Annotated in this window: 23 protein-coding genes; 7 read left to right on the plus strand and 16 right to left on the minus strand. The window is 72.8% G+C overall.

The features are described 5' to 3' along the window. Positions 1 to 59: 59 nt before the first annotated feature. Positions 60 to 254 (minus strand): antitoxin, encoded by a 195-nt coding sequence (locus LJ221_RS00100; protein WP_241712540.1) that lies wholly within the window; start codon positions 252 to 254, stop codon positions 60 to 62. Positions 255 to 640: 386 nt separating this feature from the next. Here LJ221_RS00100 and LJ221_RS00105 point away from each other — a divergent pair, with 386 nt between their 5' ends. After that, positions 641 to 1,378: a peptidoglycan recognition protein gene (locus LJ221_RS00105; protein ID WP_241712541.1), complete on the plus strand. Its 738-nt coding sequence runs from the start codon at positions 641 to 643 to the stop codon at positions 1,376 to 1,378. 47 nt (positions 1,379 to 1,425) lie between these two features. On the opposite strand, the gene LJ221_RS00110 is transcribed toward LJ221_RS00105, so the two are convergent. Then, positions 1,426 to 2,319, minus strand: coding sequence for a slipin family protein (locus LJ221_RS00110; protein ID WP_241712543.1), 894 nt, complete (start codon positions 2,317 to 2,319; stop codon positions 1,426 to 1,428). 516 nt (positions 2,320 to 2,835) lie between these two features. Here LJ221_RS00110 and LJ221_RS00115 point away from each other — a divergent pair. Together LJ221_RS00115 and LJ221_RS00120 are read left to right on the plus strand one after the other, a co-directional pair. Continuing rightward, positions 2,836 to 3,255, plus strand: coding sequence for a PPOX class F420-dependent oxidoreductase (locus tag LJ221_RS00115; protein WP_241712545.1), 420 nt, complete (start codon positions 2,836 to 2,838; stop codon positions 3,253 to 3,255). Positions 3,256 to 3,661: 406 nt separating this feature from the next. Continuing rightward, complete coding sequence (locus tag LJ221_RS00120) at positions 3,662 to 3,976, plus strand: hypothetical protein (protein ID WP_241712547.1); 315 nt, start codon at positions 3,662 to 3,664, stop codon at positions 3,974 to 3,976. Positions 3,977 to 4,024: 48 nt separating this feature from the next. Here the strand turns inward: LJ221_RS00120 and LJ221_RS00125 are convergent, their stop codons facing one another. The 4 genes from LJ221_RS00125 to LJ221_RS00140 form a co-directional block, all read right to left on the minus strand. Further along, positions 4,025 to 4,255 carry a hypothetical protein gene (locus LJ221_RS00125; RefSeq protein WP_241712549.1) on the minus strand — a complete coding sequence of 77 codons (231 nt, stop codon included), beginning with the start codon at positions 4,253 to 4,255 and terminating at the stop codon, positions 4,025 to 4,027. Between the two features lie 84 nt (positions 4,256 to 4,339). Beyond that, positions 4,340 to 4,789 carry an NUDIX domain-containing protein gene (locus tag LJ221_RS00130; protein WP_241712550.1) on the minus strand — a complete coding sequence of 150 codons (450 nt, stop codon included), beginning with the start codon at positions 4,787 to 4,789 and terminating at the stop codon, positions 4,340 to 4,342. Positions 4,790 to 4,935: 146 nt separating this feature from the next. After that, positions 4,936 to 6,969: an FAD-dependent oxidoreductase gene (locus tag LJ221_RS00135; RefSeq protein ID WP_241712552.1), complete on the minus strand. Its 2,034-nt coding sequence runs from the start codon at positions 6,967 to 6,969 to the stop codon at positions 4,936 to 4,938. Positions 6,970 to 7,063: 94 nt separating this feature from the next. Next, complete coding sequence (locus LJ221_RS00140) at positions 7,064 to 7,456, minus strand: nuclear transport factor 2 family protein (RefSeq protein WP_241712719.1); 393 nt, start codon at positions 7,454 to 7,456, stop codon at positions 7,064 to 7,066. 158 nt (positions 7,457 to 7,614) lie between these two features. Here LJ221_RS00140 and LJ221_RS00145 point away from each other — a divergent pair, with 158 nt between their 5' ends. Beyond that, a complete protein-coding gene (locus LJ221_RS00145; RefSeq protein WP_241712554.1) occupies positions 7,615 to 8,232 on the plus strand; it encodes a PadR family transcriptional regulator in 618 nt (205 codons plus the stop codon). Between the two features lie 31 nt (positions 8,233 to 8,263). On the opposite strand, the gene LJ221_RS00150 is transcribed toward LJ221_RS00145, so the two are convergent. From LJ221_RS00150 to LJ221_RS00195, 10 genes are all read right to left on the minus strand, one after another. Beyond that, positions 8,264 to 8,635, minus strand: coding sequence for an MmcQ/YjbR family DNA-binding protein (locus LJ221_RS00150; RefSeq protein WP_241712557.1), 372 nt, complete (start codon positions 8,633 to 8,635; stop codon positions 8,264 to 8,266). Positions 8,636 to 8,693: 58 nt separating this feature from the next. Next, positions 8,694 to 9,323, minus strand: coding sequence for a GNAT family N-acetyltransferase (locus tag LJ221_RS00155; RefSeq protein ID WP_241712559.1), 630 nt, complete (start codon positions 9,321 to 9,323; stop codon positions 8,694 to 8,696). Continuing rightward, on the minus strand, positions 9,320 to 11,524 hold the full coding sequence (locus LJ221_RS00160; RefSeq protein WP_241712561.1) for a penicillin acylase family protein: 2,205 nt from the start codon (positions 11,522 to 11,524) through the stop codon (positions 9,320 to 9,322). Before LJ221_RS00160 ends, LJ221_RS00155 begins: the two co-directional genes overlap by 4 nt. Positions 11,525 to 11,527: 3 nt before the next feature. Next, positions 11,528 to 13,117, minus strand: coding sequence for a DHA2 family efflux MFS transporter permease subunit (locus tag LJ221_RS00165; protein ID WP_374228337.1), 1,590 nt, complete (start codon positions 13,115 to 13,117; stop codon positions 11,528 to 11,530). Between the two features lie 9 nt (positions 13,118 to 13,126). Continuing rightward, positions 13,127 to 14,911 (minus strand): IucA/IucC family siderophore biosynthesis protein, encoded by a 1,785-nt coding sequence (locus LJ221_RS00170; protein ID WP_241712723.1) that lies wholly within the window; start codon positions 14,909 to 14,911, stop codon positions 13,127 to 13,129. Between the two features lie 71 nt (positions 14,912 to 14,982). Next, the gene (locus tag LJ221_RS00175; RefSeq protein ID WP_241712563.1) at positions 14,983 to 15,555 is read right to left on the minus strand and encodes a GNAT family N-acetyltransferase; all 573 of its coding nucleotides are present in this window, start codon (positions 15,553 to 15,555) and stop codon (positions 14,983 to 14,985) included. Continuing rightward, positions 15,552 to 16,889 carry a lysine N(6)-hydroxylase/L-ornithine N(5)-oxygenase family protein gene (locus tag LJ221_RS00180; RefSeq protein ID WP_241712565.1) on the minus strand — a complete coding sequence of 446 codons (1,338 nt, stop codon included), beginning with the start codon at positions 16,887 to 16,889 and terminating at the stop codon, positions 15,552 to 15,554. The genes LJ221_RS00175 and LJ221_RS00180 overlap by 4 nt, the downstream gene beginning before the upstream one ends. Beyond that, positions 16,886 to 18,391, minus strand: coding sequence for an aspartate aminotransferase family protein (locus LJ221_RS00185; protein WP_241712725.1), 1,506 nt, complete (start codon positions 18,389 to 18,391; stop codon positions 16,886 to 16,888). The genes LJ221_RS00180 and LJ221_RS00185 overlap by 4 nt, the downstream gene beginning before the upstream one ends. 203 nt (positions 18,392 to 18,594) lie before the next feature. Beyond that, a complete protein-coding gene (locus LJ221_RS00190) occupies positions 18,595 to 19,524 on the minus strand; it encodes a siderophore-interacting protein (protein ID WP_241712567.1) in 930 nt (309 codons plus the stop codon). Between the two features lie 67 nt (positions 19,525 to 19,591). Beyond that, entirely contained in the window at positions 19,592 to 20,632 is a 1,041-nt protein-coding gene (locus tag LJ221_RS00195; protein WP_241712569.1) for an ABC transporter substrate-binding protein, read from the minus strand. Positions 20,633 to 20,768: 136 nt separating this feature from the next. Between LJ221_RS00195 and LJ221_RS00200 the strand changes: the two genes are divergently transcribed. The 3 genes from LJ221_RS00200 to LJ221_RS00210 all read left to right on the plus strand — a co-directional run bounded on the left by LJ221_RS00200 (position 20,769) and on the right by LJ221_RS00210 (position 23,826). Beyond that, a complete protein-coding gene (locus LJ221_RS00200; RefSeq protein WP_374228330.1) occupies positions 20,769 to 21,836 on the plus strand; it encodes a FecCD family ABC transporter permease in 1,068 nt (355 codons plus the stop codon). After that, on the plus strand, positions 21,833 to 22,897 hold the full coding sequence (locus LJ221_RS00205; protein ID WP_374228331.1) for a FecCD family ABC transporter permease: 1,065 nt from the start codon (positions 21,833 to 21,835) through the stop codon (positions 22,895 to 22,897). The genes LJ221_RS00200 and LJ221_RS00205 overlap by 4 nt, the downstream gene beginning before the upstream one ends. A gap of 65 nt (positions 22,898 to 22,962) precedes the next feature. Beyond that, positions 22,963 to 23,826 carry an ABC transporter ATP-binding protein gene (locus LJ221_RS00210; protein WP_241712571.1) on the plus strand — a complete coding sequence of 288 codons (864 nt, stop codon included), beginning with the start codon at positions 22,963 to 22,965 and terminating at the stop codon, positions 23,824 to 23,826. The last annotated feature ends 29 nt before the right edge of the window (positions 23,827 to 23,855 follow it).

The following is a 23,855-nucleotide window of genomic DNA, read 5'->3' on the forward strand; positions in this document are numbered from 1 at the left end:
CCGGTGCTCCGCGCACCGGCGGCCCCGCTGTTCCGTGTGCTGCCCCGTTCCGGCCCGCCCTATCGCGGCCGGTCCTCCTCGTCGCCGTAGGAACGGCGTACTGAGTCGGCGGCCTTGTCGGTCTGGGTGTCGTACTTGTTGCCGGTGCGCTCGTCGATCGTCTGCTCGGCGCGGCCGACGCCCTTGTCCGCCTGGTCGGGGTGGCGCTTGGCCATCTTCTTGGCCTTGTTCGCCATATCGCCCAGCTTGCCCATAACGGCCTCCTCGCGGTGGTGTCGTACCGTCTTGCTGCATATCGCCTAACCACTGGCAAATGGCGGAAACATGCTGTTGTCCGGCGGGCAGCGGGCTGGAACGGCCGGAGGACGCCGTGGCACGCCTGGGCGCGGCGGTCCGCCGTCGAGCCGAGCCGGGCCCGCAGGAGGCGGCCGGCATCCTCACCGCCTTGCGCGAGGACCGCGAGGAAACGGCTTCCCGCCGACCGGGGAACACTTGCCGCCGTCGGGCGGTGGCCGCCCTCCGGTGCACCCCCTCACAGGCCCTGTGAGCTGTGCGAACACCCTCCCGGCCGGCCACCCGCCGTCACTCGACCGGCCCCGTTGGCCGCGAGATCCGCGGCGAGCGGGGGCAGGGTAGGCGCATGTGGTACCCACGACTTGTGCTGGGCGCCGCCCTTCTGCCGCTGGCGCTGCTGGCGGCGCGGGACGTTCCCGCCCACCTCCTCGAACCCCCGGGACCGGAGACCACCGGTCCCGCCACCGCCTACACCGCGCCACGGCCCGCGGTCGTCAGCCGGAAGGCCTGGCGCGCCGACGAGAGCATGGTCAGGGAGGAGGCCAGCTACACGGGCCCGGTGAGCGCCGTCTTCGTCCACCACACCGGCCACCCCAACGGCTACGACTGCTCGGAGGTCCCGGAGCTGCTGCGGGCCCTGGAGACGGACCACGTCGAGGGCCAGGGGTGGGACGACATCGGATACAACTTCGTCGTGGACAAGTGCGGGACCATCTACGAGGGGCGGGGCGGCGGCATCGGACGTCCGGTGTACGGCGCGCACACCAAGGGCTTCAACCGCAACAGCGTCGGTGTGGCGGCGCTGGGCACCTTCGGGGCGGGGCAGGAGGTGCCGCGCGCGGTGATCGACGCGATCGCCGAGGTCGCGGCATGGAAGCTGCGGCCCGGTGCCGATCCGGAAGGCAGGGTGCGGCTGGTCTCGACGAATGACGAGAGCCGCTACGACAAGGGCGAGGCGGCGGTGTTCGACGTCATCGCGGGCCACCGGGACAGCCACCAGACCGACTGTCCCGGCCAGGCGCTGCACGACCGGCTGCCGGAGATCCGCGCGGAGGCCACCCGCCTGCGCGCCCTCGACCCCTGACGGCGCCGGCGGCCCCCGGCGCGGCCGCGGGGCGCCGGGGGCGCGCCTCACTCCTTCCCGGTCCTCTGCCCGTCGCTTCCCGGATCCGCCGCCGGCGTCCGGGCGGAGGAAGCCGCCGCGTACGGGGCCTGCGGGGGCGGGACCGCGGTCTGGGCGGAGGGTGCCACACCCGGCTGCGGGCCCTGCTGTGCCTTCTCCAGGAACCGCAGCAGTTCGACGGGGAAGGGCAGGACCAGAGTGGAGTTCTTCTCGGCGGCGACCGCCACCACCGTCTGCAGAAGCCGCAGCTGCAGCGCGGAGGGCGTGTCGGCCATCTGCTGCGCGGCCTCCGCCAGCTTCTTCGACGCCTCGAACTCCGCGTCGGCGTTGATGACGCGGGCCCGCCGGTCGCGGGCGGCCTCGGCCTGGCGGGCCATCGACCGCTTCATCGTCTCCGGCAGGGAGACATCCTTGATCTCCACCCGGTCGACGTGGACGCCCCAGCCCACGGCAGGGCTGTCGATCATCAGCTCCAGGCCCTGGTTGAGTTTCTCCCGGTTGGACAGCAGGTCGTCCAGATCGCTCTTGCCGATGATGGAGCGCAGCGAGGTCTGCGCCATCTGGGAGACCGCGAAGCGGTAGTCCTCCACCCGTACGACCGCGTCGACGGGGTCGACCACCTTGAAGTACACGACCGCGTCGACCCGGACGGTCACGTTGTCCCTGCTGATGCCCTCCTGCGCGGGCACCGGCAAGGTCACGATCTGCAGGTTGACCTTGCGCATCCGGTCGACGAACGGAACGATCACGGTGAAGCCCGGCGGACGTACGTCCTTCATGACCCGCCCGAGCCGGAAGACCACCCCGCGTTCGTACTGTTTGACCACGCGGGCCGCCAGTGCGACGTAGACGGCGCAGACGCAGAGCAGAACGATCCCCGCCGTCGCGAGTCCCTGGAGCATCGCAGACACCTACTGTCCATGGGTTGGGCTGTTTCCTCTGTCCGATTTGCCTGATAATTACCATAGCTCCGTGCGGGTGACAGAGGGAGTCCCGCCCAGCGGGTGCCGACCGTGCCGGACACGGTGTCGCCGTCGGAGGAGGGCGGGTGGTCGACGAACCTCCGCTCCACCTCGGCCCGCACCAGCCCGACGGCGAGGTACAGCGCCAGCGAGGTGAGGACCGGCAGGCCGACGCTGACGGTCTGGCTCGCGCCCTCCACGCCCCGGTGGCCGCCTGTCCGGAGGGCATCGGGCCGCCCCGGCGGCCTCAGCCGAATTCGTCGAACACGGCCAGCAGCGCCTGCTCGTCGGCCTCCCCCGGCCCGGGTCCGCCCCGGCCGGAGTGCGGCACCTGTTCGGCCCACACCGTCTCGGGTGTGCTCCCGCGATCGGCGCCGGCGGTGTGTGATGCTGGCGGGACCATGCCGGTCGGACGGTGTGAGACGACCTGCAGCGATGTGCCGAGGAGTGCCACCCATGTCGAAGCCACCGCTTCCCGAAGAGGCCGTGACCATGCTGGAGAAGGCCAATCCGGCCGTCATCACCACCCTGCGGTCGGACGGCCAGCCGGTGTCCACCGCCACCTGGTACCTGTGGGACGGGGGTCGTGTGCTGGTCAACATGGACGAGGCCCGCAAACGGCTGCAGCACGTGCGCAACGATCCCCGTGTCACCCTCACCGTGCTCGATGAGGGCAACTGGTACACACACGTCAGCCTCATCGGCCGTGTCACCGAGATCCACGACGATCCGGAACTCGCCGACATCGACCGGCTGGCCCGCCACTATCTGGGCGAACCGTATCCGCGGCGGGACCGCCGCCGCGTCAGCGCCTGGATCGAGATCGACCGCTGGCACGGCTGGGGCTCCCTGAAGGACAGCGACCAGCCGGGATGACGCCTCCGTCCGGGCGCCCGCGTCTCGAGGCCCGGCCGAGGCGGCCGCGAGCAGGCAGGAGTGTCCTTCTCCGCACGGGGCACCGGTCGATGACAGCCCGGTTGGGTTGTTCCAGGAGGCACCGTGACGGAAACCGTCGTTCTCATCCTCGGCCTGGTGGTCGCGCCCATCGCCGCCCTTGCCCTGCTCACCTGGGGACTGAACGGCGCCGTGTGACTGCTGGGCCGCTTCGCCGGCCGGAGGCGGCCGGCGGCGCGGACCGTGCGGTGGCGGGCGCCGCAGACGGACCCGGGCGGCGTCGGCACCCTTCCCCGCTGACTCTCCGCCGGTCCCCGCGCTGACCCTGCCGGGGCATGGACGGGCGAATCGGGCATGGCATCCGGCCCGGCCGGTCACACGTCGGAACATGAACGACTCACCGAGCACACCCCTCGCCGGCGACCCGGCGGACGAGCAGACGGTCCGGCGTCTGGTACCGGTCTGGCTGGAGGAGTCCGCCGGCCATGACGCGGAGAGGGCCGGGCGGGCCCGGCAGGAGTGGGACCAGGACCGCCTGTCCTCCGACGCCGCCAGGGAGTTGGCCGACTGGGTTACGGCCCGGGTCACCGACACCGGGTTCAACCAGGACGAGGGGCCTTCCAGGCCGGGGCCCGCGCACGTCAGCGTGGCCGACAAGGCCGCGGTCCACCGGTGGCTCGCCGCCCGGGGGCACGACGTGTGAGGCCACGGCGCGTGAGGCGGCGCAGGGCTCCCGGAGCGGGGCGGCGGCTCAGGTCCAGGTGTACTTGTCCCCGCCCACCCATCGCACGGTGGCCGGGTCGTCCAGGTCCACCGGACTCAGCCCCGCGGCGTACGCCAGCCGGACCACGTCGGTGATGTCGTGGGCGAGACCGACCGTCCCGTCACCGAGCTGGACCGTGCGGAACGGCCGGTCCCCGTGTGTCACGCCCCAGACGATGATCGGGGGCTGCGACGGCTTCTCGTCGGTCACGCCTTCCATCGTGGACCGGCGCGGCCTTTCCCGCACCCCGGCCCCGGACCGCAGGCGGGTCCGGGATGCGGGACGCGGTGCGGGACGGCCGGATCAGCCGGACCGGCTTCTGATCAGTGACCGGTGGGACTCCTGCAGGCCCTCGGGCAGCTCTCCGGGCGCGAACCACCTCGCCTCCAGGACCTCGAAAGGATCGACCTCGAGGGCGCCGCCGGCGAGCCGGGCCTCGTAGGCGACCTCCGCCCGCAGCCGGTACCCGCTGGTGAGACGGACGAGTTCGCCGACGCGCACGTCCAGTCCGGTCTCCTCGCGCACCTCGCGGACGACCGTCTCCTGGAAGGTCTCGCCCTTCTTCGCGTAGCCCGTCGGCAGGCCCCACGGACGGTCCTCCCGCCACATGCGGTGCCGCAGCAGGAGCACGTTGCCGTCCGCGTCGCGTACGACGCCGGTGACGCCCACCATGAACTTCGGGTTGGCCAGCCACAGCAGGCGCCACTGCAGCGGACCACCGATGCGGTGCCAGATCCGGGCGACGGTCCTCATCACGGCCTCTTCTCCTTGGGCAGGTGCGGCGCGGAGGGCGCCGCCGCCCACGATGGCGCATCCGCCGTCCCCGCGCGGGAGGAACCCGGGACGGGCCGGTGCGAGGGAGGGCGGCGGGACGGGCCGTCCGTCGGCCGTCCGTCGTGCTACAGGGCGGCCGCCAGGCGCGTGCCCTGGTCGATCGCGCGCTTGGCGTCGAGCTCGGCGGCGATGTCGGCGCCGCCGATGAGATGGGCCTTGACGCCGCGCCCGGCCAGCTCGTCGTACAGGTCGCGCCGGGGCTCCTGCCCGGTGCACAGCACCACGGTGTCCACCGGCAGCACCCCGGGCTGTCCGTCGACGGTGAGGTGCAGGCCCTCGTCGTCGATGCGCTCGTAGGTGACGCCGGGGAGCATGGTGACGCCGCGTTCCCTGAGCTCGGTGCGGTGGATCCAGCCGGTGGTCCTGCCCAGGCCCGCGCCGACCTTGCTCGTCTTACGCTGGAGCAGGTGGACGGTGCGCCCGCCGGCGGGGTGGGCGGGCTCGGTCAGACCGCCGGGGGAGCGGTACTCGGCATCGACGCCCCAGCGGGCGAGGAACGCCTCGGTCGTCTCCGGTCCGCCGGGCCCGCCGTCCGTCCCCGGGTGGGTGAGGTAGGCGGCGACATCGAAGCCGATGCCGCCCGCGCCCAGGATCGCGACGCTCCGGCCGACGGGCCTGCGGCCGTGGAGGACATCGAGGTAGCCCATCACACTCGGGTGGTCGATGCCGGGGATCTCGGGGACGCGGGGGGTGACGCCGGTGGCCAGGACGATCTCGTCGTGGCCGGCGTCCGCGAGCCGCCCGGCGGTGACCTCGGCGCCCAGACGCCGCTCGACGCCGAGGGCCTCGAGCCGGTGGCTGTAGTAGCGCAGGGTCTCGTCGAACTCCTGCTTGCCGGGGACGCGGCGGGCGGTGTTGAGCTGCCCGCCGATCTCGGGGGCGGCGTCGTACAGGGTGACGGTGTGGCCGCGCTCGGCCGCGGAGACGGCGAAGGCGAGACCGGCCGGTCCGGCGCCGACCACCGCGATGTCCTTGACCCGGCGGGTGGGCTCCAGGACGAGCTCGGTCTCGTGGCAGGCCCGCGGGTTGACCAGACAGGAAGTGATCTTGAGGCTGAAGGTGTGGTCGAGGCAGGCCTGGTTGCAGCCGATGCAGGTGTTGATCGCCTCGGGCGTTCCGGCGGCGGCCTTGGCGACGAAGTCGGCGTCGGCGAGCATGGGGCGGGCCAGGGAGACCATGTCGGCGTCGCCGTCGGCGAGGATCCGCTCGGCCAGCTCGGGGTTGTTGATGCGGTTGCAGGTGACCAGCGGGACGGAGACGGACCCCATCAGCCTGCGGGTGACCCAGGTGTAGGCGCCTCGGGGCACGGAGGTGGCGATGGTGGGGATGCGCGCCTCGTGCCAGCCGATGCCGGTGTTGATGATGGTGGCGCCCGCGGCCTCGACGGCACGGGCGAGTTCGACGACCTCGGGGAAGGTGGAACCGCCGGGCACCAGGTCGAGCATGGACAGCCGGTAGACGATGATGAAGTCCTCGCCGACGCGCTCACGGACCCGGCGCACGATCTCGACGGGGAAGCGCATGCGGTTGGTGTACGAGCCGCCCCAGCGGTCGGTGCGGTGGTTGGTGGCGGAGGCGATGAACTCGTTGATCAGGTAGCCCTCGGAGCCCATGATCTCCACGCCGTCGTAGCCCGCGGACCGGGCGAGGGCGGCGCAGTGGGCGAAGTCCTCGATGGTCCGCTCGGTCTCGGCGTCGGTGAGTTCGCGCGGGGTGTGCGGGCTGATCGGGGCCTTCAGCGGGCTCGGGGCGACGAGGTCGGGATGGTAGGCGTAGCGGCCGAAGTGGAGGATCTGCATCGCGATGCGGCCGCCCTCGGCGTGGACGGCGTCGGTGACGGCGCGGTGGCGCTCGGCCTCCTCCTCGGTGGTGAGCATGGCGCCGCCGGGATAGGGGCGTCCGGCCTCGTTGGGTGCTATGCCGCCGGTGACGATCAGGCCGACGCCGCCGCGGGCGCGCTCCGCGTAGAAGGCGGCCATCCGGGAGAAGCCGTCGGGGGCCTCCTCCAGTCCGACGTGCATCGAGCCCATGAGGACCCGGTTGGGCAGGGTGGTGAAGCCCAGGTCCAGCGGCCGGAGCAGGTGAGGGTAGGTGGTCATGCGACAGGTCTCCCGGTTCGGTGCGGGTGAGGGCGGGGCGGGATGGTGGGACGGCTGGGCGAGACGGGGGCGTGGCGGCCGGACGGGCCGGCGGTCAGGCGCCGGCGGCCTCGCGCGAGATCCGCTCGAACTGCGCGCCCATGGCCTCGGCGAGCGCCCGGGCGGCGGACAGCGGGCGGACCATGACGGTGAGGCCGTCGATGCTGCCGTCCTCGTCGAAGTGCAGGAAGTCGCAGCCCTGGATCCGCCGGCCGCCAACGGTGGCGGTGAAAACGAGGGCATGGTCCCGGCCGTCCGGGCCGGAGAACTCACGGGTGTAGGCGAAGTCCTCGAGGACCCGCATCACACCACGCAGGATCGCCGCGGTGATCGCCCTGCCCTCGTAGGGCCTGAACGCGACGGGGCTGGTGAAGACGACATCCTCGGCCAGCAGGTCCGTCAGAGCCTGCTCGTCGCGGGCCTCCACGGCACGCCGGAAGGAGTTCATGCCGACCACCTTGATAGCCAAAAAGTTCACTAGGTGCGTTGGAGAGTAAATCCTGGCGGGGAGTCTGTCCACACCGGGCCGAAACCGCGCCCACCTGCGCGGAAACCGGCAGGAGCAGTCGATTTGTCGGCAGGTCGCCCCCGTGCTCCAATACGGGGATGGCTCTGCGCAACGCGGTGATGGCAGCCCTACTGGAAGGCGAGGCATCGGGCTGGGACCTGGCCAAGGGGTTCGACTCCTCGGTCGCCGACTTCTGGACGGCCACACCCCAGCAGCTCTACCGTGAACTCGAGCGCATGGAGCGGGAAGGGCTCGTCGCCGCCCGTGTCGTCCAGCAGGAACGCCGGCCCAACAAACGGCTGTTCTCCCTGACCGAGGCGGGACACGCCGCACTGCGCGACTACACCGCGGCCCCCCTCGCCCGGCCCACCGTCATCCGCGACGAACTGCTGGTGAAGGTCCAGAGCGCCGACGCGGGCGACATCGAGGGCGTCCGGGCCGCCGTGGAGACGCAACTGGAGTGGTCGACGGCCAAACTCGCCCGCTACGAGCGGGGGCGCGCCAAGCTGCTGGACGGACGCACGGAGGAGGAGTACTTCGCACGGGCCAGGCGCGTGGGCCCCTACCTCACACTGCTGCGCGGTATCGCCTTCGAACGCGAGAACCTGCAGTGGTGCGAGACCGCCCTGAGGGTCCTGCGGCGGCGCGGTGCCGTCGCGTCCGCCGGCGCCGACGAGCGCGGGGACGCGGTGGAGGCGTCCGGCCGCCGGCGGTGAGCGGCCCCGCGCCCGCCGGCCGGGGCCCGGACTACGTTTCCGAGCCCGCCGCACCGCCGGGCACCAGATCCGGGCGCGCCTCCAGCAACCGCTCGGGAGCCGCCTGCCGCCACGAGTCGACGAGGACGTCCCGCAGCTCGGCGATGTCCTCCAAGGCGGCCAGCCGGACCCGCACCCATGCCGAGGACGCCTCGTGGGGCGGTACCCAGAACTTCTCCGGCTCGGCCGCGATCAGTTCGGTGCGCTCCAGGCGCGGGCAGCGCACGGCGACGGAGGTCTCGTCGTCGGGGACGGTGATGTACATCTTCCCGGCCACCCGGAAGGTGGGCATGCTCCACGCCTCCTTCTCCACGGTCTCCGGAAGGGACAGCGCGATACGCCGGACATCGTCTGAATCGATCACGGCGACACCGTAGCCGCGCCCACCGACACGGCGGGACCGTACCCGGCGCCCCGCCCTCTCAGGAGCACCGGGGCGCGGCCCGGGAGAGGAAGGCATCCCGGTCGAGGAAGACCAGCCGGGCCCGCTTGTGCGGAAGTTCGATCCCGGGACCGAGGACGAAACCGGCCCGCAGCAGCCGGGAGACCGCCTTCTCGTTGCGGGTGTCGGGTTCGGCGACGATCCGCCTGCGGCCGGGGTTCTCGGCCAGCAGATGGGTCAGGAAGACGGCCAGCAGGGTACCGGTGAAGCCCGGCCGCGCCCCGCCGTCCGCCGGACCGACCATCAGATGGAGGCCGAAGTCCCCCGGCCGCACCTCGTAGTACTCGCCGACCGGGTCGGCGCCCGGCTCGTAGGTCTGGAAGAGGGCGACCGGCCGGTCGTCGAGATGGACCAGGAAGGCGTGGTGCGTGGACAGGGAGTCCAGGTACTCGTAGGTTTCCAGGACCTGCTCGCGGGTGTGGCCGAGCATCCCCCAGAAGCGGGCCCGCTCCCGGGTCACCCAGTCGTGCAGCAGGTCGATGTCGCGCGCGGGGGCCACGGGGACGACGCGGACCGTGCCGAAGCCCTCGACGCGGGCCTCGTGCACTGCTTCGCGACGCCGGGGAGCCGAGGGCGTGGAGGGGGCGGGGGGCGCGGCCGGGTCGGTCACTTCTCTCCTCGGTCGGAGTCTGCGGACGGTACGGATGGTACCGGTGGCGCGGCGGACTCCTCGGTGAGCTCGTCCCAGTCGGTGACCACCGGGACGAGCTCGCAGCGCGCCCACAGCGGGAGCTGGTCGCGGTGGTGCGGGTCCCCGGGCACGCCCGAGGCACCCAGTGGCACCACCCAGGCGCTGTCCTCGCGGCGGGCGAGGTCCCACACGTAGCGGGCGGCGGAGGCGCGGGTGCTGAGGTCGGTGACCCCGGGCACGCTGGAGGTGGCCAGCACGCAGTCGTGGTCGCCGTCCAGGGCCGGCCAGGGCTCACCGGGATCGGCCGGCAGCGCCTGCCAGGGCGCGAGCCGGTGGGTGTCGCCCCACCGCGCCGGCGGGCCCTGTGGGGCGGTGGGGCGCGCCGCCACCTCCTCGACTGCGGCCCGTACGGCCCCGGCCCGGTCCGCGAGCGGCAGACGGTCCGTGGTCAGCAGGTGCTCCAGGGCGTATCCGACGCGGGGCAGGAGCGCGAGCCAGGGCCGGAGGACCTCCGGGGCGGGCGGCGGGTCCGCCAGCGGCCGCAGCAGCGGATGCTCCGCCAGCAGCCGCACCGTCGCGGTGCGGACGGCGGCGAATGCGGCGGCACCGGCGCTGTCGGCGTCCATCCGGCGGTCCCAGCCCAGCAGCCGTTCCCGCAGCCGCCGGGCGTCAGGCCCCAGTTCCCCGGGGCCGGTGCGCGCCAGCAGGTCCAGCAGGGGCGCGGCCGAGGCCAGCAGGGTGTCGCGGTGAACGGCCGCCATGTCCCGGGCGGACCACACGGCCCGCTCCGCCAGCAGCTCCCGGATGCGCTCGGCCCGGTGCGGCGGCGCGAACTCCACACCGAAAGGCCCGGCGATCCCCCGCTGGTTGGCCATGACCGCGACGCCCTCGACGCGTTCGCGCGGCATCGGCCCGCGCCGGGCCCGCCAGGCGTACCGGGGCTCCCAGGCGGGCACTACCCTCGTGCGGTTGTCCGGATGGCGCACGGGGACGGTGCCCGCCACCCGGTGCAGCGTCCCGCCCGCGGTGTCGGCGGCCAGGACGACGTTGACCGGCTCCACCCAGCCGTCCAGGGCCCGGTCGATGTCGGCGACGTTCCGGGCCCGCAACAGGGCGGGAAGCACGCCGAAACCGAGGCCGGCGCCCGCACGCGAGGGGTGGCGCAGGGAGAGCGCGCCGAAGGCGTCCGGGGCGGAGAAGCCCCGGACCGTGGCGTCCGGGGCGTGGGAGCCCGAACCCGCCCAGGCCGCCGCCTCGTCGCCGTCGGCGATGACGGGACCGCGTTCGGTCTCGATCACCTCGACCGCCACGGGCTCGCCGCCTGCCACCTCGATCGTCTCGATACGGCGCTCGGCGGGCCGCCATCCGTCCGGGCCCAGCGCCTCCACCCGCTCCCCGCCCGGCCCGGTGCGCCGCAGCCGCTCGCGGTAGAGGTCCTGGTAGTCGGCCATGGCGTTGGTGATGGCCCAGGCCACATGGCCGGCGTGGCCGAAGTGGGCGATGCCGGGGACGCCGGGGACGGCGAGGCCGACGACGTCGAACTCCGGGCAGGCCAGCCGGATCTGCTGGTAGACGCCCGGGGCCTCGACGAACCGGTGGGGGTCGCCCGCGACGATCGCCGAGCCCGTGGCGGTGCGCTCCGCCGGGACGAGCCAGCCGTTGCTGCCGGAGGTGCCGGGCCCGTCGGTGGCGAACACCCCGACCCACCCGGGTCCCAGGCGGCGGGCGACGGCGTCGCGCCAGAGCTTGGCCGGGAAACCCGCGAACAGGATGTGCGCCGACAGCCAGACGCCCATCGGCGTCCACGGCCGCCAGCGGCCGGGGAGGAGGCCGGTGGCGGCGAACTCCGGTGCCCGGGCGGCCCCTTCCGCCAGCCCGTCGTTGACTCCGCCGACGTAGGAGCGGACCCAGGCGGCGGTGCCGGGATTCTCGCGCTCCAGGGCTTCCATGCACCGCCGGGCGGTGTCGTCCAGCCGCACCCGCCGCGCGAACCGGTCCCAGGAGACGGCCTCCGCGCCGAGGAACGAAGCGGTGGTGCCCTGCGAGCGGTGCCGCTCGACCTCGAGCTGCCAGGCGCGGTCCGCCGCCGCGTTGCGGCCCTGGGCGTACGCCAGCTCCTGCGCGCCGTCCGCGCGCAGGTGCGGCACGCCCCAGGCGTCCCGATAGACCTTCACGGCCATGTGTCAGCTCTCCTTCCCGTGGGAGGGACGCGGCTTTGCCGCCGTACCCCGTACGGCGGGCCGCCCGGCGCGGCCCAGCAGCAGGCCGGCCGCGCAGCCGCCGGCGAGGACCGCCGCGGCGCCGGCCAGCTGCCCGGTCCGCAGGCCGGAGGCGAACGCCTCGGCGACCGCGGCCAGATCGGCCTCCCCGGAGACCCGGGCCAGCGCGGCGGGCAGCGACTCGGCGTCGCCCGCCGAGTCCGGCAGCAGGATCGCGAACCGGGAGGCCAGGACGGCACCCAGGACGGCGACGCCCAGACCGGCGCCCATCTCGGTGAGGGTGCCGTTGACACCGGCCCCCGCGCCCGCCTTCTCCTTGGGGATCGAGCTCATGACGGCCTCGGCGATGGCCGGGTTGGCACAGCCGCAGCCCGCCCCCATCAGCACCAGGCCGATCAGGATCCCCCCGTAGCCTCCGCCGCCGACAAGGGCGACGACCGCGAGACCGGCCGCCATCACGGCCATGCCCGAGGCGATCATCACCGGCAGGCCGAAGCGCGCGATCAGCCGCGCGGAGACGCCGGTGAAGTTCACCAGCACCACCGTCAGCGCGAAGGGCGCCACGGCCAGACCCGCCTGGAGCGGGCTGTCGCCGCGGACGAACTGGAACTGCTGCGTGAGCAGGTACAGGGCGCCGCCGCTGCCGAAGGTGATCAGCATGACACCCGTCACCGCCCCGGTGAAGCGGCGGCTGCGGAACAGGGCCGGATCCAGCATCGGGTGCTCGGTGCGCCGCTCCCAGTGCAGGAAGGCCGCCAGCACGGCTGCTCCCAGCACGGCCGGCACCAGGATCCGCGGAGAGGCCCAGCCCTCCTCCGGGCCGGTGATGACGGCGTGGACCACGCAGGTCATGCCGGTGACCGAGAGCACCAGGCCCGGCAGGTCCAGGCGGCCGCCGCGCGGGTCGCGGCTCTCGGGGACGAGGACCGCGACGGCGACCAGCCCGAGAAGCACCACCGGGATGTTGATCAGGAAGACCGCGCCCCACCAGAAGTGGCTGAGCACCAGACCGCCGACCACCGGACCGGAGGCGAAGCCGAGGGCGTTGACGGCGCCCCACAGGCCGATGGCCTTCGGCCGCTCGCTCGCGTCGAAGACCTGCATGACGACGGCGAGGGTGGTCGTCAGCAGCAGGGCCGCGCCCACGCCCATGCCCGCGCGGGCCGCGATGAGCTGGGCGGAGGAGGAGGCCAGCCCCGCGGCCAGCGAACCGGCCCCGAACAGGGCCAGCCCGGTCAGCAGCATCCGCTTGCGTCCGTAGCGGTCGGCGGCGTTGCCCGCCGCGAGCAGCAGACCCGCCTGCACCAGGGCGTAGGCGTTGATCATCCACTGCACGTCCGCGGTGGACGCGTCCAGCTCACCGGTCAGCGACGGGATCGCCACGTTGAGCACGGTGTTGTCGAGCACCACGACGAGTTCGGCCAGGCAGACCACGGTCAGGATCGCCCAGCGGGCGGGGTGCCCGCCGGACGGTCCGGTCTCCGCCGTGCCGGGTTCCTGGCCGGGTTCCTGGCCGGGCGCCGGGCCGGCGCCGGCGGCCGGGTCGGTGGTCACCACGGTGTGTCAGGCCCTCCCCGGGGCGTAGGGGGCGATGGGGTTCTTCAGGCTGCCGACGAGCTGGAGCGCTCCGGAGGGGTCCGCCAGGTCCACCATCTGCCGGTTGTCGCGCAACTGGAGCCGGTTGAGGCAGGACAGCGCGAACTCGTCGGCGAAGATGTCGTACCGCTCGAACCGTCCGGCCAGCTCCGGCACGGACTCCTGGTAGCGGATCACCGCTTCGGCGACCGTGCGCCAGAAGGCGTCCTCGGTCAGTACGCCCCGGTCGGCGAGGATCGCGCCGAGGTGGCGCAGGAAGCAGTCGAAGACGTCGGTGAGGATGGCCAGCAGCCGCATGTCCTCGGGCGTCTCGGCGCGGACGCGCTCGACCTCGGGGGGCAGTTCCACGCCGGAGTCCATCACGACGATCTCCTCGGCGATGTCCTTGAACACCGCCCGCGCCACCGCGTCGTCCTCCAGGACGAGGATGACGTTCTCGCCGTGCGGCATGTACGCCAGGTCGTAGGCGTAGAAGCTGTGGAGCAGCGGGACGAGGTAGGCGTCCAGGTAGCGGCCCAGCCAGGCCTCGGGGGTGAGACCGGAGCGCTCGATCAGCGCGGCGGCCAGCGAGCCCCCTGCCGCGTCGGTGTGGAGCAGGGAGGCCATGGTGGCCAGGCGCTGCCCTTCCTCCAGGGTGGGGACGGGGCTCTCACGCCACAGGGCCGCGAGCATCTTGCGGTAGGGCGAGTAGCGGTCGGTGGCGGCCTCGTAGCCGGGGTGGCGGTAGCCGACGGCAGCGCGCTCGCGGATGATCTCCAGTCCGGTGGCACGCAGGACGGGGTCCTTGGCGACCAGGTCGGCCAGCCAGTCGTTGATGGCGGGGGTGGCCTCCATGTAGGCCGCCGACAGGCCCCGCATGAAACCCATGTTGAGCACGGACAGGGCCGTCTTGACGTAGTGCTTGTCCGGCGCGGAGATGTTGAAGAAGGTGCGGATGGACTGCTGCGCCAGGTACTCGTCCTCGCCCTCGCCCACCAGCACGATGCGGCGCTGGGCGACCTCGGCGGAGAAGGTCACGGCGAGCTTGTTCCACCACTGCCAGGGGTGGACGGGGATCAGCAGGTAGTCCGCCGGGTCCAGGTCCTGACCGCGCAGGACGGAGTCGAACCGGTCGAGGGCGGCCTGCCCGAGCTCGGCGCGCACCAGCGCGTGGTAGTCGGTGTCGGCCGAGCACGTGAAGGTGGTGTGGTCACGGTGGGCGGCCACCCACAGCAGCCGCACCGGGGCCGCGGCCTCGGGCGCGTAGGCCAGGTACTCGTGGATCCCGAAGCCGAGGCGGCCGTTGTTGGCGACGAAGCAAGGATGCCCCTCGGTCATACCGGTCTCGATCGCCTGGAAGCCGGCGCCGGCCAGCTCGGCGGCGGTGACCGGCTCCTTCGCCAGTTTGTACGCGGTGCTCGCCAGGGTGGAGCTGATCTCCTCCAGGTAGACGGGCAGTATCTCGTCGCTCAGGCCCAGGGCGCCGCGGAACTCGGTGAAGAACGCGAAGGCGTCCAGGGACAGTTCGGCGCCGCCGCGGTGGCGGGTGATGCTGTCGGCGTCGATCTGCCAGTGGTCGAGCGCCATCAGGCGGGCCGTGAAGCGGTACTCGGTCCCCTCCCGGCCGTTCCCGTCCTCGCCGCCGGTGACGGCGTAGCGCCCGCCGCCCAGCTCGGCGGGGGCCAGCAGACGCTCGTGGGAGAACTCCGACAGGGCCTTGCGCAGCAGCAGCCGTACGGCGGTGTCCCAGTTGCCGGGGGTCAGATGGGCCACGGCCCGCTGTGGACCGGACTGCGGGCCGGGATACGGGCCGGGGTGCGGTGCGGCGCGGGGGGAGTCGGTGGTCACAGGGCGGCTCCTCGCATGGCGGCCTCGAAGCTCTCGCGGGTGCAGAAGCTCAGCAGGGCCTCCTTCTCCGGTTTGGCGATCGTGGCGGCGACCTCGAAACCGACGGCGGCGTTGAGGGCGTGCACGGCGGTGTTGCGGGCGTCGGGCTCGACGACCACACGGCGGGTGGCCGGGTCGTCGAAGAGCATCTCCATCACCGTGGTGATGACGGCGAGGGTGAATCCGTGGACCGGGGCGTCGGACGGCGCGGTGAGGAAGTGCATCCCGACATCGCCCGTCCGGTGGTCGTACAGCCCGGCCAGCTCCACGTGGGCGGGGTCGTAGCGCTCGACGAGGAAGGCGGGACTGCCGCGGTGCAGGCCCAGGAAGGCATCGTGGTGCGGGTGTTCGGCGATCCGCCGGTACTCGTCGGCCACCTGCCGCTCGTCGGCGTCCTGCATCATCCAGTACACGGCCTTGGGGTGGGTCACCCAGGAGCGCAGCAGGGGCGCGTCGGCGGTGGGGTCGAGGGTGACCACGGAGAGTCCCCCCAGTCCGGGATCCTCGCGGTGGAAGAGGATCTCGCTCACACGATGCTCCCCTCGGGGGCGCCGAAGTCCTGGAAGGTGATGGACTTCTCGACGGGGTAGACCTCGCGGCCGAGGATCTCGCGGATGATCCAGGAGTTGCGGTACGGGCCCATGCCCAGGTCCGGCGAGGTGACGCTGTGGGCGTGGACGGCGCCGTTCTGCAGGAAGACACCGCGGCCGGTGACATCGACGCTGTAGTTGCGGGCGACGTCGAAGCGGCCCGAGGAGTCGAAGCGGATGCGGTCGCCGATGCCGTCCAGGAAGGCGGGGACGCGGTGGCGGTAGCCGGTGGCCAGGACCAGTCCTTCGGTGGTGAGGGTGAACTCCTCGTCCTGCTCGACCTGGTGCAGCCCGAGGGTGTAGGAGTCGCTCGCCTCGTCGTGGGAGGCGGAGGTCAGCGCTGTGTTGGTCAGCAGCCGGGTGGGGACGGGACCGGCGGCGCTCTTGGCGTACAGCAGGTCGAAGATGTCGTTGATCAGGGCCTCGTTGATGCCCTTGAACAGACCCTTCTGCTCGCCCTCCAGCCGGTGCCGGGTGGTCTCGGGCAGGGCGTGGAAGTAGTCGATGTAGTCGGGGGAGGTCATCTCCAGGGTCAGCTTGGTGTACTCCAGCGGGAAGAACCGCGGGGAGCGGGTGACCCAGTTCAGGCGGTAGCCGTGGGTGTCGATCTCCGAGAGCAGGTCGTGGTAGATCTCGGCGGCGCTCTGCCCGCTGCCCACGACCGTGATGCTCTTCTTGGCCTGGAGCGCCTTCCTGTGCTCCAGGTAGCGGGAGTTGTGGATCACATCGCCGCCCAGCCCCTCGCAGGACTCGGGAACGTACGGCGGGGTGCCGGTGCCCAGCACCAGGTGGCGGGCGCGGTGTTCGCCGAGTTCGCCGGTGGAGGTGTCGCGGGCGGTGACGGTGTACAGGCCCTCGGTCTCGTCGTGGGAGACGGCTGTGACCTCGCGGCCGAAGCGGACGCAGGACAGCCGGCCGGCGGCCCAGCGGCAGTAGGCGTTGTACTCGGCGCGCAGCGGATAGAAGCTCTCGCGGATGTAGAACTGGTACAGGCGCCCGGACTGCTTGAGGTAGTTGAGGAAGGAGTAGGGGGAGGTGGGGTCGGCCATGGTCACCAGGTCGGCCATGAAGGGCGTCTGCAGGGTGACGCCGTCCAGCAGCATGCCGGGGTGCCAGTCGAACTCCGGGCGGCTCTCCAGGAAGAGCCCGTCGAGGTCGTCGACCGGTTCCGTCAGACAGGCCAGCCCCAGGTTGAAGGGGCCCAGTCCGATGGCTATGAAGTCGTGAGGGGTGGACACGTCGTCTCCGTGGGTCTGGTGGATCCGGTGGTTCATGCGGCCGGTGAGCCGTCCGGGCGGGCGGCGGAGGAGGCCAGGTGTTCCTGGGCGTGTCCGGCGATCAGATCGAGGACGGCGCGGATGTCGTCCGTCGTCGTCTCCGGGTTGAGCAGGGTGAACTTCAGGTGGTGGCGGCCGTCGACCACCGTTCCGGCGACCACGGCCTCGCCGGAGGCGGCCAGGGCCTCGCGGGCGTGCAGGTTGGCCAGGTCCACGGCCGTCTCGTCGGCGCGGCCCGCGCCTGCGCCGGTGTCCGCGCAGGGGGTGTAGCGGAAGACCAGGGTGGAGAGCGTCGGCCTGGTGACGACGGTGAAGCGGGGGTCGTCCTCCAGGATCCGCCAGGTGTCGGCGGCCAGGTCCACCACCTGGTCGAAGAGCGCGCCGACGGTGTCGGCGCCCATGATGCGCAGGGTCAGCCACAGCTTGAGCGCGTCGAAGCGCCGGGTCGTCTGGAGGGACTTGTCGACCTGGTTGGGGATGAGCTTCTCGGCGCTGCGGACCGGGTTCAGGTAGTCGGCGTGGTACGTGGCGTGCCGCAGGGCGGCGCCGTCGCGGACGAGGACGGCGCTGGAACTGACCGGCTGGAAGAAGGACTTGTGGTAGTCGACGGTGACCGAGTCGGCCCGCTCGATGCCGCTCAGCAGATGGCGGCGCGTGGGCGAGGCCAGCAGTCCGCAGCCGTAGGCGGCGTCGACGTGGAACCAGGTCCCGGCCTCCCGGCACAGCTCGGCGATCTCGGGCAGGGGGTCGATGGAGCCGAAGTCGGTGGTGCCGGCGGTGGCGGAGACAGCCATCACCGTCAGGCCCTCCTCCCGGCAGCGGCGCAGCTCGCGGGCGAGGACGTCGGTACGCATCCGGCGGTCGCCGTCGCAGGGGACACAGATGACCGACTCCGGCTCCAGGCCGAGGAGTTTGGCGGCCTTTAGCACGGAGAAGTGGCCGGCCTCGGAGGTCAGGACGCGCAGTTTCGGCAGCATCCGGGAGACCGGCGGCGGGGTGGAGGAGTTCTTCCGCAGCAGCCGGAGGGCCTCCTCGCGGGCCAGCAGCAGCGCCTGGAGGTTGGACTGGGTGCCGCCGCTGGTGAAGATGCCGTCGGCGGCGCGGCCCAGGCCGATGCGGTCGGCGGTCCAGTCGATGAGCCGGCGCTCCATCAGAGTGCCGCCGGCGCTCTGGTCCCAGGTGTCCAGGGAGGAGTTGACGGCGGAGAGGACGGCCTCGCCGAGGAGGGCGGGAAGCACCACCGGGCAGTTGAGGTGGGCGAGGTAGCGGGGGTGGTGGAAGTAGACCGCGTCGCGGAGGTAGACGCGCTCCAGTTCGTCGAGGGCGGCGGCCGGGTCGCCCAGGGGGCTGTCGAGGTCGATGCCGTCCACCACCGAGGCCAGTTCGCCGGGGGTGACGCCGGTGAACGGCCGGCTGGTTCCGGCGACCGTCCGGGCGACCCGCGCCACGCCGTCGGAGACCAGCCGCCGGTAGTACTCGGCGGTGGAGCCGTTCAGCAGATGGGAACGGGGGTCGCCGCCGACGGGGCCGGCCGTGTCGACAGGAGCGAGAGGGGAGGCGGATCCCTGGGGGCTCACGCGCGGGTCCTCCGAATCGGGGGAGCAGGAAACTTAAGTAAGGCTATCCTAACTTACTTTGATCATGCGGGAGTCCACCGTGCCGCGGGTGGTACGTGGGGCTCTGTGCGGGTTCGCCCCCCGTGTCAGGCGGCGTCGGTGAGCGCCTCGGCGCGCAGATCCTCCTCCGAGGCGCCCATTCGCCAGTACCCGGAGAAGGCCACCCGGCCGCGGTCCAAGCCTCGTTCGGACACCAGGTGGCGGCGCAGTGCACGCACCGCGGCGGCCTCGCCCGCCAGCCACGCGTACGCGCCGCCCCACGCCTCCTCGGGCAGTACGGCCTCGCGTACGGCGTCCACCACCACGCCGTGCCGCCGGAAGTCCTCCCGGACCAGCCAGGTGACCTCCGCGTCGGCCGCGGTGGGCAGCGGCCGTACGTCCCCCGCCCGGGGCACCTCGACCCACGCCCGCGCCCGGACGCCGGCGGGCAGCCAGGCCAGGATCCCGGCGAGGGCGGGCAGCGCCGTCTCGTCGGCGGCGAGCAGCACCCGGTCCGTGCCGGCGGGAGGACGGAAGCCGACGCTCCTGTTCTCCGCGACGACCGGGCCCAGCAGGCGGACCCGGTCACCGGGCCGGGCGCGCCGGGCCCAGCGGGTCGCGGGACCGGTGTCGCCGTGCAGGACGAAGTCGACGTCCACCTCGCCCGCCTTCGGCCGCTGCGCGGCCACGGTGTAGGAGCGCATGATCGCGCGCACCGCCGGATCCATCACCCGCCAGGCCGCGAACCAGCCGTCGCCCAGCTCCACCGGGACGACGGGCTCCCTCTGGCCGGGCTGAGGCAGGAAGAGCGAGAAGCTCTGGTCCCTCCCGCCGCCCGCGAACCGCCCGAGCCTCTCCCCCCTGAAGGTGATCCGGACCAGGGACGGTCCCAGTCGCGCGGTGCGCACGACCGAGGCATCGAAGAAGCCGAACGGCGAGGCCCGCCGGGTGGCGGGAGCGCGGTGGGGCGCCGGCGGCCGGTGAGCCGCGGCAGAGGCGGCGGGAGGGGTGACGGGGGTGGCGGTGCGCGGTGTCATCTGCGGGCTCTCCTTCTCGGAGGTTGCTGTCCTGCGCGGTCTGGGGGCGGCACGACCCGGCCCCGGCTCAGCCGAGCTTCCTGGCCTTGGTGATGGCGTCGGCGAGGTTCTCCATCAGCGGGGCGGCGCCCTGGTAGGAGAAGCGCGGCACCGGGTCCCACTCGGCGACCTGGCCGGCCTTCACCGCCGGGAGCGCCTCCCAGGTGGGCTTGGACTTCAGGTCCTTCGGCTGCAGGGCGGTGCTGCGGTTGTCCAGGATGATGAGGTCGGCCTCGTACTGCCCGGCGTTCTCCCAGCTGAGGCTCTCGAAGTAGCCGCCGCTGGCCTCGACGTCGTCGGGGATGACGAAGTTGACGCCCAGTTCGGCGAAGTACTTCAAGCCGGCCGCGGGCGCGGGGGTGGAGACGTAGAAGTAGTCGGCGCTGCCGGAGGCGGCCAGCACCCGCAGCCCGCCGCCGGCCTTGGCGGCCTTGCGGAGCTTCTCGGCCGCCGCCTCGAAGCGAGCCTTGCCGTCGGCGACCTGCTCGGACTTCAGGTCGGCGCCCAGGGACTCGGCCAGGGCGGCGTAGCGCTGGATCGGCTTGAGCAGGGAGACCTCGGCGGTCTGGACGGCGACGCTGGGGGCCAGCTTGAGGATCTTGTCCGCACTCTCCTCCGGTACGTACCACAGCGAGCTGGGGTCGTACTGGTGCGTGACCAGCAGCTCGGGGCTGAGCGCGGCGTACTTCTCGATGTCGAACTCGCCCCAGGCGTTGCCGATGACCTCGATCTTCTTGACGTCCAGGCCGCCGGCCTGCGGGTGGGCCGAGCCGTCCTCCAGAACCGTCTCGCCGAAGACGCCGACGATCCGGTCCTTCAGGCCGAAGTCGGCCAGGGCGGCGGCGGTGCCGGTGAAGGCGACGATGCGCTCGGGGGTCCTGTCGGCGGTGACCTTCTTCTTGCGGTCGTCGGTGAACGACCAGGGGCCGCCGTCCTTCTCCGAGGTCTTGCCCGACGTCTGCGAACCGCCGTCGTCCCCGCAGGCCGCGAGCAGGGCACCCAGACCGAGGGCGCCTCCCGCCGTGAGGATGCCCCGGCGGGAGAGGTTGGCGGTTCTTGCGTAGGACATGACTGGCGCCTTTCTGGCAAACGCACGGGTATGCGACGGGTGTTCTACTGCCCGGCCGCGGCTGTTAGGTTAACCTAACCAAAGTTCGAGCCCAAGGGGGTGGTCCCGATCTCCCCCGGCACACCGGAGTCCGCACGTGTCACTCATCAAACCGAGCCCCACGCGGGAGAGAACGGGGCCGCCGCCCCCCGCCGTCGAGGAGCCGCCGACGCGAACCCGTACCGCCCTGCGCTCCGCCGGGCTGGCGGGCGCCGCGGCCCTCCTGCTCGTCCTGCTGGTGCTGAGCCTCGGCTTCGGCGCCCGGCCGCTGTCGGCGGGCGAGGTCTGGTCCGGGCTCTTCGACAGCGGCTCCGAGGCCTGGAGCGTGGTGCGCGAGATGCGGTTGCCGCGCACCCTGCTCGGACTGCTCGTCGGTCTCGCCCTCGGGCTGGCCGGCGCGGTGATGCAGGCGCTGACCCGCAACCCGCTGGCGGATCCCGGACTGCTGGGCATCAACGCCGGCGCTTCGGCCGCGGTGGTCACCTCCATCGCCTTCCTCGGGGTGACCGGCTTCACCGGCTACGTGTGGTTCGCCCTGGCCGGCGCCGCGGTCGTCTCCGTTGTCGTCTACGCCGTCGGCGGCGGGCGCGGGGCGACCCCGGCGCGGCTGGCCCTGGCCGGCGCGGCGCTCAACGCCGCCCTGTACTCCTACGTCAGCGCCGCGATGATCCTGGACGCCGCGGCGCTGGAGCGGATGCGTTTTTGGACCGTCGGTTCGCTGGCTTCGGCCCGGATGGACGCCGTGGTGCAGGTGCTGCCGTTCATCGCCACCGGCACCCTGGCCGCCCTCGCCCTCGCCCGGCCGCTCAACGCCCTCACGCTCGGCGACGACCAGGCCCGCGCCCTGGGCGCCCGGCCGGAGAGGGTCCGCGCGGCCTGCGTCGTCGCCATCACCCTGCTGTGCGGCGCGGCCACCGCCGCCGCCGGCCCCATCGTCTTCGTCGGGCTGATGGTGCCGCACCTGGTCCGCGCGATCACCGGCCCCGACCTGCGCTGGGTGCTGCCGTACTGCGCGGTGCTCGCCCCCGTGCTGCTGCTCGGCTCCGATGTGCTCGGCCGGTTGCTGGGCCGCCCGGGCGAGCTCCAGGTCGGCGTCGTCACCGCCGTCCTCGGCGGCCCCGTCTTCCTCTACGTCCTGCGACGGCGGAAGGTGGCCGCCGCATGAGGACCGACACGGGAAACGACATGAGGGCCGGTGTGAGGACCTTCCGCGCCGGACCGGCGCTCAGCCTCCGCTTCCGCCCCCGCGCCCTGATCGCCGCCGCCGTCTGCCTGCTCGTGGCCCTGGCCGCCGGTGTCGTCACCATCGGCAGCGGCGACTACCCCATGAGCCCCGCCGAGGTGCTGACCACCCTCACCGGCGGCGGCACCCCCGCCCAGGACTTCATCGTCAACGAACTGCGGCTGCCCCGGGTGCTCGCAGCCCTCCTCGTCGGCGCCTCCCTCGGCCTGGCCGGAGCCGTCTTCCAGTCCGTGGTGCGCAACCCGCTGGGCAGCCCCGACATGCTCGGCCTCACCCAGGGAGCCTCCACCGGCGCCCTCCTCGTCGTCCTCGCCGGCGGCAGCAGCGCGGCCCTGGCCGGCGGAGCCATCGCCGGAGGACTCCTGACCGGACTGCTCATCTACGCCCTCGCCTGGCGCCAGGGAGTGCACGGCTACCGGCTGGTGCTCACCGGCATCGGCGTCCTGGCGATGCTCACCGGCGTCAACGGCTACCTGCTCACCCGCGGCAAGCTGATGGAGGCTTCCCGCGCGATCCTGTGGATCACCGGCAGCCTCGACGGCCGCGGCTGGCCCGAGCTCACCCCGCTGCTGATCGCCCTGGCGGTACTGGGCCCGGTCACCGTCCTGGGCTGCGGGCGGGCCCTGCGGATGACGGAGATGGGCGACGACGCGGCCCACGCCCTCGGCGTGAGCGTCGAACGTGCCCGCACCGCCGCGCTGGGCTCCGCCGTCGTCCTGGTCTCCTTCGCCGCGGCCTGTGCCGGGCCGGTCTCCTTCGTCGCGCTCACCGCGCCCCAGCTCGCCAAGCGCCTCACCCGCGCGCCGGGCCCCAACCTGCTGCCCGCCGGCTGCATGGGCGCGGCCGTACTGGTGACCGCCGACTGGGCCGCCCAGAACCTCTTCACCGGACGGCAGATCCCCGTGGGCGTCCTCACCGGTCTCCTCGGCGGCTGCTACCTGGTGTGGTTGCTGGCCACTCAGCGGAAGGCAGGACGGATATGAGCATCCTCGCGGAATCCCGGGCTCCCGAAGGCCCGGCCGGACAACCCCAGGACGGAGCAGAACGGATGACGCAGGGCAACCACCGCGACCACGGAGCCCCGGCCGCCGGGGGGACGAGGCTGAGCGGCCAGGGTCTGACCCTCGCCTACGACCGGCGCACGATCGCCGAGGATCTCACGGTCGCGATACCGGACCGCTCCTTCACCGTCGTCATAGGTCCCAACGCCTGCGGCAAGTCCACCCTGCTGCGCGCCCTGTCGCGGATGCTGAAGCCGGCCGCCGGAACGGTCCTCCTGGACGGCAGGGACATCTCCTCCACAGGCGCCAAGCAGGTGGCCCGCACCCTCGGCCTGCTGCCGCAGTCCTCCGTCGCCCCCGAGGGCATCTCCGTCTCCGAACTGGTCTCCCGTGGCCGCTACCCGCACCAGAGCCTGCTGCGCCAGTGGTCGGCGGAGGACGAGCGTGTCGTTGTGGAGGCGATGGCCTCCACCGGCGTCGCCGAGCTCGCCGACCGCTCGGTGGACGAACTGTCCGGTGGGCAGCGGCAGCGGGTGTGGATCGCCATGGCGCTGGCCCAGCAGACCCCCCTGCTGCTGCTGGACGAGCCGACCACCTACCTCGACCTCGCCCACCAGATCGACATCCTGGACCTGTGCGCCCGCCTCCACCAGGAGGAGGGCCGCACCCTGGTCGCCGTCCTCCACGACCTCAACCACGCCGCCCGGTACGCCACCCACCTGATCGCCATGCGCGAGGGGCGGGTGATGGCCTCCGGACCGCCGGAGGAGATCGTGACCGCCGAACTGGTCGAGGAGGTCTTCGGCCTGCCCTGCCGGGTCATCGACGACCCGGAGACCGGGACCCCCCTGGTGGTGCCCGCGGCGCGGCGCCGCGCCCGCAGGCCGCAGGCGGCCGGACGGCTCCCCTGATTCGCCCTCCGGCACCGGCCCGGCCGGAG

This window comes from Streptomyces sp. CNQ085 (assembly GCF_022614595.1).
Lineage (GTDB): Bacteria > Actinomycetota > Actinomycetes > Streptomycetales > Streptomycetaceae > Streptomyces.

Bases quoted from the DNA above. Each gene is read 5' to 3' on its own strand.
- LJ221_RS00100 (WP_241712540.1), bottom strand. From the start codon at position 254: ATGGGCAAGCTGGGCGATATGGCGAACAAGGCCAAGAAGATGGCCAAG.
- LJ221_RS00105 (WP_241712541.1), top strand. From the start codon at position 641: ATGTGGTACCCACGACTTGTGCTGGGCGCCGCCCTTCTGCCGCTGGCG.
- LJ221_RS00110 (WP_241712543.1), bottom strand. From the start codon at position 2,319: ATGCTCCAGGGACTCGCGACGGCGGGGATCGTTCTGCTCTGCGTCTGC.
- LJ221_RS00115 (WP_241712545.1), top strand. From the start codon at position 2,836: ATGTCGAAGCCACCGCTTCCCGAAGAGGCCGTGACCATGCTGGAGAAG.
- LJ221_RS00120 (WP_241712547.1), top strand. From the start codon at position 3,662: ATGAACGACTCACCGAGCACACCCCTCGCCGGCGACCCGGCGGACGAG.
- LJ221_RS00125 (WP_241712549.1), bottom strand. From the start codon at position 4,255: ATGGAAGGCGTGACCGACGAGAAGCCGTCGCAGCCCCCGATCATCGTC.
- LJ221_RS00130 (WP_241712550.1), bottom strand. From the start codon at position 4,789: ATGAGGACCGTCGCCCGGATCTGGCACCGCATCGGTGGTCCGCTGCAG.
- LJ221_RS00135 (WP_241712552.1), bottom strand. From the start codon at position 6,969: ATGACCACCTACCCTCACCTGCTCCGGCCGCTGGACCTGGGCTTCACC.
- LJ221_RS00140 (WP_241712719.1), bottom strand. From the start codon at position 7,456: ATGAACTCCTTCCGGCGTGCCGTGGAGGCCCGCGACGAGCAGGCTCTG.
- LJ221_RS00145 (WP_241712554.1), top strand. From the start codon at position 7,615: ATGGCTCTGCGCAACGCGGTGATGGCAGCCCTACTGGAAGGCGAGGCA.
- LJ221_RS00160 (WP_241712561.1), bottom strand. From the start codon at position 11,524: ATGGCCGTGAAGGTCTATCGGGACGCCTGGGGCGTGCCGCACCTGCGC.
- LJ221_RS00180 (WP_241712565.1), bottom strand. From the start codon at position 16,889: ATGAACCACCGGATCCACCAGACCCACGGAGACGACGTGTCCACCCCT.
- LJ221_RS00190 (WP_241712567.1), bottom strand. From the start codon at position 19,524: ATGACACCGCGCACCGCCACCCCCGTCACCCCTCCCGCCGCCTCTGCC.
- LJ221_RS00195 (WP_241712569.1), bottom strand. From the start codon at position 20,632: ATGTCCTACGCAAGAACCGCCAACCTCTCCCGCCGGGGCATCCTCACG.
- LJ221_RS00205 (WP_374228331.1), top strand. From the start codon at position 21,833: ATGAGGACCGACACGGGAAACGACATGAGGGCCGGTGTGAGGACCTTC.
- LJ221_RS00210 (WP_241712571.1), top strand. From the start codon at position 22,963: ATGACGCAGGGCAACCACCGCGACCACGGAGCCCCGGCCGCCGGGGGG.